We start from the raw sequence: 12,565 nt of genomic DNA, 5'->3' as shown, positions 1-12,565 counted from the left end.
GATTTGCCGCCGACTTCCTTCAGATTCCACCTCGCGGTAGACACCCTTGTCTTAAGCTAATGGCTACTACTGCCTTCGCCATTCGGGACTTCAACCCTAAAGATAGCGCCCATGCTGGGCGCACAAATAAAAACAAGGACCCTTCAATTGAAGGATCCTTGTTTTGTTAGTTCTTATCTTTCTCTTATTAGAGTAAGAGTTCGAACTTATTTTTGGATAGAAGCTACAGTACCGGCTCCAACTGTACGTCCGCCTTCACGAATGGAGAACTTCGTTCCTTCTTCGATAGCGATCGGAGCGATCAGTTGAACGGTTACTGTGATGTTGTCGCCAGGCATTACCATTTCAGTACCTTCTGGCAGGTTGATGATACCCGTTACGTCAGTTGTACGGAAGTAGAACTGAGGACGGTATCCTGTGAAAAAGGGCTTATGACGGCCACCCTCTTCTTTAGTCAGGACGTAGATTTGAGCAGTGAACTCAGTGTGCGGCTTAACGGAAGCCGGTTTAGCCAACACTTGTCCGCGCTCGATTTGGTTACGGTCAACACCACGAAGCAGAGCGCCGATGTTGTCGCCAGCTTGAGCGGAGTCAAGCAATTTACGGAACATTTCAACGCCGGTAACGACGGATTTCTTCGTCTCTTCTTGGATACCAACGATTTCAACTTCGTCGCCCACTTTAACTGTTCCGCGGTCTATACGGCCAGTTGCCACGGTACCGCGGCCAGTGATGGAGAATACGTCCTCGACAGGCATAAGGAAAGGCTTATCAGTGTCGCGCTCTGGCAGCGGAATGTAAGTGTCGATCGTTTCGAACATTTCAACGATCTTTTGCGCCCATTCGCCATCAGGATTTTGCAGGGCTTCACGAGCGGAACCGCGGGTGATTGGAGTGTCGTCGCCCGGGAATTCGTATTCGTTCAGCAGGTCGCGAACTTCCATTTCAACCAGTTCCAGAAGCTCTTCGTCTTCAACCATGTCGCATTTGTTCAGGAAAACGACGATGTAAGGAACGCCTACTTGGCGGGACAGCAGGATGTGCTCGCGAGTTTGCGGCATTGGGCCGTCAGCTGCGGATACAACCAGGATAGCGCCGTCCATTTGCGCTGCGCCAGTGATCATGTTTTTAACATAGTCGGCGTGTCCAGGGCAGTCTACGTGTGCGTAGTGACGGTTAGGAGTTTCATATTCAACGTGAGCTGTGGAGATCGTGATACCACGTTCGCGCTCTTCCGGAGCTTTGTCGATTTGGTCGAATGCTACAGCGGCACCGCCGTATTTTTTAGACAATACAGTTGTGATTGCAGCAGTCAGTGTCGTTTTACCATGGTCGACGTGACCGATAGTTCCGATGTTAACGTGCGGTTTGTTACGTTCAAACTTAGCTTTTGCCATTTGAACAAATCCTCCTTAATATGGGTTCTTATTATTGGAGCCGCCCGATCTTAAGCTTCTTCTAGGATGTCTGACGGGATACAACCGGACGGCAAGTTAAACTAAGATTAATCTGTGCCCTTGTTCTTGGACACGATCTCGTCCGCAATGGATTTAGGAACTTCTTCGTAGTGGGAGAGTTCCATCGAGAATACGCCGCGGCCTTGTGTACCGGAACGCAGTGTAGTGGAATAACCGAACATTTCGGAAAGAGGCACTTTCGCACGGATAATTTGTGCTCCGGCGCGGGAATCCATACCTTCAATCCGTCCGCGGCGGGAGTTCAACATACCCATAACGTCGCCCATATATTCCTCAGGCACTGTTACTTCCACTTTCATGATTGGCTCAAGCAGGACAGGCTTACACTTGTCTTTAGCTGCTTTAAGCGCCATCGAGCCGGCAATTTTGAACGCCATTTCGTTGGAGTCGACATCATGGTAAGAACCGTCAACGATGGTTGCTTTGACATCAACGAGCGGGAAGCCAGCGATAACGCCGTTCTTCATTTGCTCTTCAATACCTGCAAGCGCAGGAGCGATGTATTCTCTCGGTACGGAACCGCCGACAACCTTACTTTCGAACTGGCTGCCAGTACCTGCCTCGAGAGGCTCAAATTCAACCCATACGTGACCGTATTGACCACGACCGCCGGACTGACGAACGAACTTGCCTTCGACGCGAGCAGGAGCTCTGAACGTTTCGCGGTAAGCAACCTGCGGTTTACCAACATTGGTCTCCACTTTGAATTCACGACGCATACGGTCGATGATGATATCCAAGTGAAGCTCGCCCATACCAGCCAGAATCGTTTGTCCCGTTTCTTCGTCGGTGTGTGCGCGCAGCGTTGGGTCTTCTTCGGTCAGCTTGCCGAGGGCAACGCCCATTTTGTCTTGGTCGGCCTTCGTTTTAGGTTCAACTGCGATTTCGATAACCGGATCAGGGAAGTTCATCGATTCGAGAATAACCGGATTCTTCTCATCACACAGTGTATCACCTGTGCCTGTGTCTTTCAAACCTACAGCAGCTGCGATGTCGCCGGAATACACGATGGAAATTTCCTGACGGCTGTTCGCGTGCATTTGCAGGATACGGCCGATACGCTCACGTTTGCCTTTAGTGGCATTCAGGACGTAAGAACCGGACTCAAGAACACCGGAATATACGCGGAAGAACGTCAGCTTACCAACATAAGGGTCGGTCATGATTTTAAATGCCAGCGCGGAGAACGGTTCTTCATCGGAAGAATGACGCTCAGCTTCCGTGCCATCTTCAAGATGACCTTTGATCGACGGAACATCGATCGGAGCCGGCAGGTAATCGATGACGGCGTCCAGCATCAGCTGAACCCCTTTGTTACGGTAAGAAGAACCACAGATAACCGGGAAAATCTTAACGTCTACTACGCCTTTGCGCAGTGCAGCCTTGATTTCATCAACGGTAATCTCTTCGCCTTCCAGGTACTTCATGGTTAAATCTTCGTCGAGTTCCGCAACTTTCTCAATCAGTTCGTTGCGCAGCTCTTCGACTTGATCCAGGAATTCGGACGGGATATCCGTCACTTCAATATCACGGCCAAGATCGTCTTTGTACATATGGGCATTTTGCTCCACCAGGTCGATAATGCCGATAAAGTCGTTCTCGGCACCGATCGGCAGCTGAATGGCAACCGCATTTGCTTGCAGACGCTCACGCATATCCTTAACAACGTTAAGGTAATCCGCTCCGATGATATCCATCTTGTTTACATAGGCGATCCGGGGAACGCCATAACGGTCAGCCTGTCTCCAAACGGTTTCAGACTGAGGCTCAACGCCCTCTTTTGCACTGAAAACGCCTACTGCCCCGTCCAATACACGAAGGGAACGTTCAACTTCAACGGTGAAGTCAACGTGTCCCGGGGTATCAATAATATTGACGCGGTGACCTTTCCACGCAGCAGTGGTAGCAGCGGAAGTAATCGTAATTCCGCGCTCCTGCTCTTGCTCCATCCAGTCCATTGTTGCTGCACCTTCGTGAACTTCACCGATTTTGTGCGTACGGCCTGTATAGAAAAGAATCCGTTCCGTGGTAGTCGTCTTACCAGCGTCAATATGTGCCATGATCCCGATATTACGTGTATTTTTCAAGGAGAACTCTCTTGCCATGAAATGGATCTCCCTTCAAAATTGAAGTTATTTGGATGACTATAATCCTACCAGCGGTAGTGAGCAAACGCTTTGTTCGCTTCAGCCATTTTGTGCGTGTCTTCACGTTTCTTAACGGAAGCGCCTGTGTTGTTGGAAGCGTCGATAATCTCGGCCGCCAAACGCTCTTCCATCGTCTTCTCGCCGCGGTTGCGGGAGTAGTTAACGAGCCAACGTAATCCCAGGGAAGTACGTCTCTCCGGTTTTACTTCGATCGGCACTTGGTAGTTGGCACCGCCGACACGGCGGGCTTTAACTTCCAGAACCGGCATGATGTTCTTAATGGCCGCTTCAAAAACTTCCATCGGGTCTTTACCCGTACGTTCTTCAATCAACTTGAACGCATTGTACAGAATGCTTTGAGCGACACCTCTTTTACCATCCAGCATTACACGGTTAATCAGACGAGTAACCAGTTTGCTGTTATACAACGGATCCGGCAGTACGTCTCTTTTGGAAACTGGACCTTTGCGTGGCATGGATATCCCCCTTTCATTAGATTGTTCTTATTCATTCATTTAATTATTTCTTAGCTTTCGGACGTTTCGCGCCGTATTTGGAGCGGGATTGCATCCGGTTGTTCACGCCTGCTGTATCCAGCGCGCCGCGAACGATGTGGTAACGAACACCCGGAAGGTCTTTAACCCGGCCTCCGCGAATCAGCACCACGCTATGCTCTTGCAGGTTATGTCCGATACCCGGAATGTAAGCCGTCACCTCTACGCGGTTCGTCAAGCGAACACGGGCATACTTACGAAGTGCGGAGTTCGGTTTTTTCGGAGTCATTGTACCTACACGAGTACAAACGCCGCGTTTTTGCGGAGCGCTCAAATCCGTAGCCTCACGCTTCAGGGCATTAAATCCTTTTTGCAGTGCAGGCGATTTCGATTTTTCGATCTTGGCTTGACGACCTTTACGAACCAATTGATTGATAGTTGGCATTTTTGTGCCACCCCCTTCCTCTAATAATGATCTCTTAGAAACCACTTTGTTAAGCCCACAGACCCAGGCGGTTCATAAAAGAACAAATGAAAAGTTTTTGCCGTCGAAGCTCACCCCGACACAAAAACAGTTCTTTACGCTATTATTTTAAGACGGCTGCCATTGCAGCGCCCACTTCAATCCCGCACGCCTTGCCTAACTGCTGCATCGTGTCGACATAAGTCAACTTGACACCGTGCTTATTGCAAAGACTAACGATTCTAGAAGTAAGCTTGGGATCTCCGTCTTCCGCCACATAGACTTCTGCGGCTTGGCCCATCTCCACCGCTTTGACGGTTTGCTTGGTGCCGATCTTGATCTGAGCGTCCCGTAGTCCTCTATCATCAGTCATTATAAAACCCTCCAATGAACAAAGATAACAAGGATACTCACGCACCTATAACATGTTATCATCAACATGATATGTTGTCAAGAAACAATCAAAAAATCTTACTGCAGACAGCCGCGCCGGGCTTTAAAAGACAGCGGCGGCGCGATTGACCTGACAGTATGAATGAAGTTTATTCGGCAGGAACAGTTTCCAAAGCTTCCACTTCGTCCTGTTCTTCTTCCGGGTTAATCAGTTTGACATTGCGGTAGCGGTTCATGCCCGTTCCGGCAGGAATCAGCTTTCCGATAATAACATTCTCTTTGAGACCCAGCAGTTGGTCGACCTTGCCCTTGATGGCAGCGTCGGTCAGCACGCGCGTCGTCTCCTGGAACGATGCCGCGGAGAGGAACGAGTCGGTTTCGAGCGATGCTTTTGTAATACCAAGCAGCACAGGCTTCGCCACGGCCGGCTCTTTGCCGGACAGAATCGCTTCCTTGTTCGCCGCTTCGTATTCATGGATATCCGCGAACGATCCAGGCAGCAGGTTCGTGTCCCCTGCGTCGATGATGCGGATTTTGCGAAGCATCTGCTTGATCATAACTTCAACGTGCTTGTCGTTGATTTCTACGCCCTGGTTCCGGTATACGCGCTGTACTTCCTGCAGAATGTAGTTCTGCACCCCGCGAATACCCTTGATGCGCAGCATCTCTTTCGGATCGATGGAACCATCGGTCAATTCGTCTCCAGCTTCGATCTCCTGGCCTTCGCTTACGCGCAGGCGGGAGCCGTAAGTGATGGAATAAACCTTGGATTCCGCTTCGCCCTGAACCTCAATTTCGCGGCGGTCCTTCGCTTCGCGGATTTCCTTGATAACGCCGTCGATCTCACTGATTGTCGCCTGGCCTTTAGGGTTACGGGCTTCAAACAGCTCCTGGATACGCGGCAGACCTTGTGTAATATCGTCGCCCGCAACGCCCCCGGTATGGAACGTACGCATGGTAAGCTGTGTTCCTGGTTCACCGATGGATTGCGCAGCGATAATGCCGACGGCTTCACCGATCTCGACATGCTTGCCTGTGGCCAGGTTGCGTCCGTAGCACTTCTTGCAGACGCCGTGACGGGCCCGGCAGCTCAGTACGGAGCGGATTTGCAGCTTGCCTACGCCGGCATTGACAATCTCTTCCGCTTTGTCGGAATCAATCAGATCGTTGCGGTGTACAATGATCGCGCCCGTTTCCGGATGGCGGACCGTCTCAAAGCAGTACCGGCCTTCAATACGGTCGTACAGATCCTCGATAACCTCTTTGCCGTCCTGGATACGGCTGACAGTAAAGCCTTTGTCAGTGCCGCAATCCTCTTCGCGGACGATTACGTCCTGGGCCACGTCAACGAGACGGCGTGTCAGGTAACCGGAGTCGGCGGTACGAAGCGCCGTATCGGCCAAACCTTTCCGCGCGCCGTGAGTGGAGATAAAGTATTCCAAGACGGTCAGACCTTCGCGGAAGTTTGCCTTGATCGGCAGTTCGAAGATTCGGCCCGACGGCGTCGCCATCAGTCCCCGCATGCCGCCCAGCTGGGTGATCTGCGACTTGTTGCCCCGCGCCTTAGAGTCGACCATGAGCATGATGGAGTTGAAACGGTCCATCGATTTCATGAGCACGTTCGTCAGATCGTCTTTCGTCTTGGACCAGATTTCAATAACACGGTCATACCGTTCTTCATTGGTGATCAGACCGCGGCGGTACTGCTTGGCAACGACGTCGACTTTCTCTTCGGACTCTTTCAGGATTTCTTTCTTCTCTTCCGGCACGATAACGTCCGATACGGCGATCGTTACGCCGGCACGGGTAGAGTAGGTAAAGCCGAGCTGCTTGATTTTGTCCAGAATGACCGATGTCTTGGTCGTATGGTAAATCTCGAAGCAGCGGGCGATGATGGAGCCCAGATATTCTTTACCGACAGCGCCCGCGATCGGAACGGAATCGATCAGTTCGCGGATGTTGGCGCCTTTTTCGTAGATGAAGTATTTCTCCGGCGTACCCTGCAGAAGATTTTCGCGAGTCGCTTCATTGATGTACGGGAAGCTTGCCGGGTAAATTTCGTTGAAAATAATTTTACCGACCGTCGTGATCAGCATGCCGCTCTGCTGCTTCTCGGTGAAGCTGGTCTTATTAAGCGCCTTGACCGGAATGGCCACGCGCGCATGAAGACCGGCAGTGCCCCGCTGATAAGCGGAAACCGCTTCGTTCACTGTACGGAGAATCATGCCGCTTCCCTTTTCTTCCTTGTTGTCCATGGTCAGATAGAAGGAACCTAGGACCATATCCTGGGAAGGGGTAACAACTGGCTTGCCGTCTTTCGGGTTCAAAATGTTGCCGGACGCCAGCATCAGGATGCGGGCTTCCGCCTGCGCTTCAGCGGAAAGCGGAACGTGCACGGCCATTTGGTCACCGTCAAAGTCAGCATTGTACGCCGTACATACGAGCGGGTGAAGACGAATCGCATGGCCTTCTACCAGAATCGGCTCAAACGCTTGGATACCGAGACGGTGAAGCGTGGGGGCACGGTTCAGCAGAACCGGATGCTCTTTGATGACTTCTTCAAGCACGTCCCAAACTTCCGGGCTTACGCGCTCGACTTTGCGTTTTGCGCTCTTAATGTTATGGGCAAGTCCTTTGTTGACCAGCTCTTTCATCACGAACGGCTTGAACAGTTCCAGCGCCATTTTCTTAGGCAGGCCGCATTGGTACATTTTCAGGTAAGGACCTACGACGATAACGGAACGGCCGGAATAGTCAACCCGTTTCCCGAGCAGGTTCTGACGGAAACGTCCCTGTTTACCTTTCAGCATATGGCTGAGCGATTTCAGCGGACGGTTGCCAGGACCCGTTACCGGACGGCCGCGGCGGCCGTTGTCGATCAGAGCGTCGACGGCTTCCTGAAGCATCCGCTTTTCGTTCTGAACGATAATGTCCGGAGCGCCAAGATCAAGCAGTCTCTTCAGACGGTTGTTGCGGTTGATTACGCGGCGGTACAGGTCGTTCAGGTCAGACGTTGCAAAACGTCCGCCGTCCAGTTGCACCATCGGACGCAGTTCCGGCGGAATGACCGGGAGAACGTCCATAATCATCCAATCGGGCTTATTGCCGGAGTTACGGAATGCTTCAATAACTTCAAGGCGCTTGATCGCACGGTTGCGGCGTTGGCCTTGAGCGGTGCGCAGCTCTTCTTTAAGAAACTCCAGCTCTTTTTCGATATCAAGATCCTGAAGCAGTTTCTTGACCGCTTCCGCGCCCATGCTCGCCTGGAAGCCGTAACCGTACTTCTCGCGGTAGCTGCGGTATTCCTTCTCGGACAGCAGCTGTTTCTTCTCAAGAGGCGTATCGCCGGGATCGGTTACGACATAAGATGCGAAATAAATAATCTCTTCCAGCGATCTAGGAGACATGTCGAGCGCCAGACCCATGCGGCTCGGAATGCCTTTAAAGTACCAGATATGGGAAACCGGAGCGGCGAGCTCAATGTGGCCCATACGCTCGCGGCGCACTTTAGCGCGTGTAACTTCAACGCCGCAGCGGTCGCAGACTACGCCTTTATAACGGACGCGTTTGTATTTGCCGCAATGGCACTCCCAGTCTTTTTGCGGTCCGAAGATCCGTTCGCAGAAAAGACCCTCTTTCTCCGGCTTGAGTGTACGATAGTTGATAGTTTCCGGTTTCTTTACCTCTCCGCGGGACCAAGAACGAATCTTCTCCGGGGAAGCCAGCCCGATTTTCATAAATTCAAAATTGTTAACGTCCAACAAGGAGCAACCCTCCTTAACCTGATCCTGATTTGGTGTCGCCGTTCCTCTCCCGACTCCTTGCAGCGGGAGAAGCTGCGGTCATACAGCGGAAGGCCATCCTATGAGAAGGATGGCGCCGCCGCTTATTGTCATCCTCAACAGTTCGCGGGCTCCGCAAAGAAATTGACGCTACCTTTGAAGAGCCGCTTCACTATAAGGGATTATTTATTCCACTCCGACTTCCGCACCTTCCAGATTGAGGCTCAGCTTGTCGCTTGAAGTCTCATCCTCGTCGTCCAGTTCCTTCATTTCGATCTCCTGCTCGTCTCCGCTCAAGATTTTAACGTCCATACCGAGAGACTGAAGCTCTTTGATCAATACTTTGAAGGACTCAGGAACGCCCGGTTCCGGCACATTCTCGCCTTTGACAATGGATTCGTAAGTCTTCACCCGTCCTACAACGTCATCGGATTTAACTGTAAGAATCTCTTGCAGCGTATAAGCAGCGCCGTATGCTTCAAGCGCCCACACTTCCATCTCACCGAAGCGTTGTCCGCCGAATTGCGCTTTACCGCCGAGCGGCTGCTGCGTAACGAGCGAGTATGGACCGGTGGAGCGGGCATGAATCTTATCGTCGACCATGTGCGCCAGCTTGATCATGTGCATGACGCCGACCGTAACTTCACGTTCAAAACGTTCGCCCGTCCGTCCGTCATACAGAATGGTCTTACCGTTACGCTGCATACCGGCTTCTTCCATCGTGTCGAACACGTCATACTCACGCGCTCCATCGAATACCGGCGTTGCAACGTGGATGCCCAGACGCATGGCGGCGAACCCGATGTGAACCTCAAGCACCTGCCCGATGTTCATCCGCGAAGGAACGCCCAGCGGGTTAAGCACGACCTGCACCGGAGTTCCGTCAGGCAAGAACGGCATATCCTCTTCAGGCAGAATGCGGGCCACGACACCCTTATTACCGTGACGTCCGGCCATTTTGTCGCCCTCGGAAATTTTACGCTTCTGGGCGATATAGACACGAACCAGTTGGTTGACGCCAGGAGGCAGCTCGTCGCCATTCTCCCGTGTAAACACCTTAACATCCACGATGATGCCATCACTTCCGTGAGGGACGCGCAGAGAGGTATCACGCACTTCACGTGCCTTCTCACCAAATATGGCGTGAAGGAGGCGTTCTTCCGCCGTCAGCTCCGTTACGCCTTTTGGCGTAACCTTACCGACGAGAATGTCGCCCGCGCTAATTTCGGCACCGATCCGGATAATACCGCGCTCATCCAGATTGCGAAGGGCTTCTTCGCCCACGTTCGGAATGTCGCGCGTAATTTCTTCCGGTCCAAGCTTCGTATCCCGCGCTTCGGATTCATACTCCTCGATATGGATCGAAGTGTATACATCCTCTTTTACCAGCTTCTCGCTCAACAGGATGGCATCCTCGTAGTTGTAGCCTTCCCATGTCATGAACGCAACGACTACGTTGCGACCAAGGGCCAATTCGCCCATTTCCGTGGAAGGACCGTCAGCCAGAATGTCACCTTTCTTGACGATATCGCCTCTCTTGGCAAGAGGACGCTGGTTAATGCAGGTACCTTGGTTCGAACGCATAAATTTGTGTAATTTATATTTAACGATGTCGCCTTTAACTTCTTTGCCTTCAACGGCCTCAACACGCCGCAGCCAGATTTCGTTGGCCGATGAGCGCTCGATGATGCCGTCGTATTTGGAAACGATACATACGCCCGAATCTTTAGCGGATTTATGTTCCATTCCCGTACCGACCAGTGGCGCTTTTGGAATGAGCAGCGGAACGGCCTGACGTTGCATGTTGGAACCCATCAGCGCGCGGTTGGAGTCATCGTTCTCAAGGAACGGAATGAGCGCCGTCGCGACGGAAACAACCTGTTTTGGCGAAACGTCCATGTAATCCACACGGTTACTCGGCATTGTCGTGATGTTGTCGGACAGCTTGTTGTAACGGACGATAACCATCTCGTCCTGGAACGAGCCTTCTTCCGTGAGCTCGGCGTTGGCCTGAGCAACTACATAATTGTCTTCTTCGTCTGCCGTAAGGTAATCGATTTGCTCCGTAACCTTGCCTGTCTTCGGATCGACCCAACGGTACGGCGCTTCAATAAAGCCGTATTCGTTAATGCGGGCGAAAGTCGACAGGGAGTTAATCAAACCGATGTTCGGACCTTCCGGCGTCTCGATTGGACACATACGGCCGTAGTGACTGTGATGGACGTCACGGACCTCAAAGCCCGCGCGTTCGCGCGTCAGACCGCCGGGACCGAGCGCTGACAGACGACGTTTATGCGTCAGTTCCGCTAGCGGGTTCGTCTGGTCCATAAACTGCGACAGCTGGGAGCTTCCGAAGAACTCCTTGATCGACGCGATAACCGGACGGATATTGATCAGCGCCTGCGGCGTAATTGCGTTCGCATCTTGAATCGACATTCTCTCCCGCACTACGCGTTCCATCCGGGAAAGACCGATACGGAACTGGTTCTGCAGAAGCTCGCCCACGGAACGCAGACGGCGGTTACCTAGGTGGTCGATATCATCGGTATTGCCGATGCCGTGCAGCAGATTAATAAAGTAGCTGATCGAGGAGATAATATCAGCCTGGGTGATATGCTTGACCGATTTATCGATGTTGCCGTTGGCGATCAGCTTGATCACGCGTCCTTCTTCAATCGGAGAGAATACCTCCACCGCTTGAAGAGGAATATCTTCATTGTCCAGAACGCCGCCGCTTACGCGGTAGTTCTTGGCGGCCATGTTCTTTTCGAAGTATGGCAGCAGTTCGTCCAGCAGACGGCGGTCGACCATCTGTCCGGTCTCTGCCAGGATTTCCCCAGTCGATTCATCCACCAATGGTTGAGCCAGCCGCTGGTTGAAGAGACGGTTCTTGATGTGCAGCTTCTTGTTGATTTTGTAGCGGCCCACGTTCGCCAGATCGTAACGCTTCGGATCGAAGAAACGCGCTACGAGCAAGCTCTTGGCGTTATCGAGCGTTGGCGGTTCGCCCGGACGAAGACGCTCGTAAATTTCGATAAGCGCTTTTTCCGTCGAGTCCGTGTTGTCCTTATCCAGGGTGTTGCGAATATATTCATCATTGCCAAGCAGTTCCAGAATTTCGGCGTCGCTGCCGAATCCGAGAGCACGCAGCAGTACGGTAACCGGAATTTTGCGGGTACGGTCGATCCGGACATACATAATGTCCTTCGCGTCGGTCTCCAGCTCCAGCCAAGCTCCGCGGTTCGGGATGACTGTGGCGGTGTAGGTTTTTTTGCCGTTTTTATCCACTTTAGTGCTAAAGTAGACGCTTGGAGAGCGAACCAACTGGCTGACAATAACCCGTTCCGCACCGTTAATAATAAACGTACCGGTCTCCGTCATCAGCGGGAAATCCCCCATGAACACTTCCTGTTCCTTGACCTCGCCGGTCTCCTTGTTGATGAGCCGCACCTTAACCCGAAGCGGCGCCGCATACGTTACGTCACGCTCTTTGGCGTCGTCCACCGTATACTTCGGTTCGCCCAAGCTGTAATCAATGAACTCCAGCACCAAATTGCCCGTGAAATCCTGGATCGGCGAGATGTCCTGGAACATTTCACGCAGTCCTTCCTCCAAAAACCAATCGTATGATTTTTGTTGGATTTCAATCAGGTTCGGGACCTCGAGTACCTCGTTAATTCTCGCATAGCTTCGCCGAGTGCGTCGACCATACTGAACAAGATGTCCTGCCAACTTTACTCACCCCTCATGTCTACTTACTTAAAAATTGATTGCGAACCCCTGTTTGTGACCGTATAATGGAACCATA

Annotated in this window: 7 protein-coding genes; all 7 read right to left on the bottom strand. The window is 52.1% G+C overall.

Going from position 1 to position 12,565, the window contains the following annotated elements; translation table 11 throughout:
- Nucleotides 1–206: 206 nt before the first annotated feature.
- Complete coding sequence (gene tuf / locus EH198_RS23535) at nt 207–1,397, bottom strand: elongation factor Tu (protein ID WP_124697929.1); 1,191 nt, start codon at nt 1,395–1,397, stop codon at nt 207–209.
- Between the two features lie 107 nt (nt 1,398–1,504).
- The gene (fusA, locus tag EH198_RS23530; protein WP_124697928.1) at nt 1,505–3,583 is read right to left on the bottom strand and encodes an elongation factor G; all 2,079 of its coding nucleotides are present in this window, start codon (nt 3,581–3,583) and stop codon (nt 1,505–1,507) included.
- Between the two features lie 47 nt (nt 3,584–3,630).
- Nucleotides 3,631–4,101, bottom strand: a complete 471-nt coding sequence (gene rpsG / locus EH198_RS23525; RefSeq protein WP_124697927.1) for a 30S ribosomal protein S7 — start codon at nt 4,099–4,101, stop codon at nt 3,631–3,633.
- A 43-nt stretch (nt 4,102–4,144) separates the two neighbouring features.
- Complete coding sequence (gene rpsL / locus EH198_RS23520; RefSeq protein ID WP_025693021.1) at nt 4,145–4,564, bottom strand: 30S ribosomal protein S12; 420 nt, start codon at nt 4,562–4,564, stop codon at nt 4,145–4,147.
- A 142-nt stretch (nt 4,565–4,706) separates the two neighbouring features.
- Nucleotides 4,707–4,955, bottom strand: coding sequence for a ribosomal L7Ae/L30e/S12e/Gadd45 family protein (locus tag EH198_RS23515; RefSeq protein WP_025336681.1), 249 nt, complete (start codon nt 4,953–4,955; stop codon nt 4,707–4,709).
- Nucleotides 4,956–5,124: 169 nt separating this feature from the next.
- Nucleotides 5,125–8,739 carry a DNA-directed RNA polymerase subunit beta' gene (rpoC, locus tag EH198_RS23510; protein WP_124697926.1) on the bottom strand — a complete coding sequence of 1,205 codons (3,615 nt, stop codon included), beginning with the start codon at nt 8,737–8,739 and terminating at the stop codon, nt 5,125–5,127.
- A 204-nt stretch (nt 8,740–8,943) separates the two neighbouring features.
- Nucleotides 8,944–12,489 carry a DNA-directed RNA polymerase subunit beta gene (gene rpoB, locus EH198_RS23505; protein ID WP_124697925.1) on the bottom strand — a complete coding sequence of 1,182 codons (3,546 nt, stop codon included), beginning with the start codon at nt 12,487–12,489 and terminating at the stop codon, nt 8,944–8,946.
- Nucleotides 12,490–12,565 lie beyond the last annotated feature (76 nt).

Source organism: Paenibacillus rhizophilus (assembly GCF_003854965.1).
Classification (GTDB): Bacteria; Bacillota; Bacilli; order Paenibacillales; family Paenibacillaceae; genus Paenibacillus_AQ; species Paenibacillus_AQ rhizophilus.
This window is presented reverse-complemented; position numbering and strand designations above follow the sequence as displayed.

Excerpts from the sequence above, each read along its gene's own strand:
- rpsL (WP_025693021.1), bottom strand. The coding sequence starts at position 4,564 with ATGCCAACTATCAATCAATTGGTTCGTAAAGGTCGTCAAGCCAAGATC.
- rpsG (WP_124697927.1), bottom strand. The coding sequence starts at position 4,101 with ATGCCACGCAAAGGTCCAGTTTCCAAAAGAGACGTACTGCCGGATCCG.
- EH198_RS23515 (WP_025336681.1), bottom strand. The coding sequence starts at position 4,955 with ATGACTGATGATAGAGGACTACGGGACGCTCAGATCAAGATCGGCACC.
- tuf (WP_124697929.1), bottom strand. The coding sequence starts at position 1,397 with ATGGCAAAAGCTAAGTTTGAACGTAACAAACCGCACGTTAACATCGGA.
- fusA (WP_124697928.1), bottom strand. The coding sequence starts at position 3,583 with ATGGCAAGAGAGTTCTCCTTGAAAAATACACGTAATATCGGGATCATG.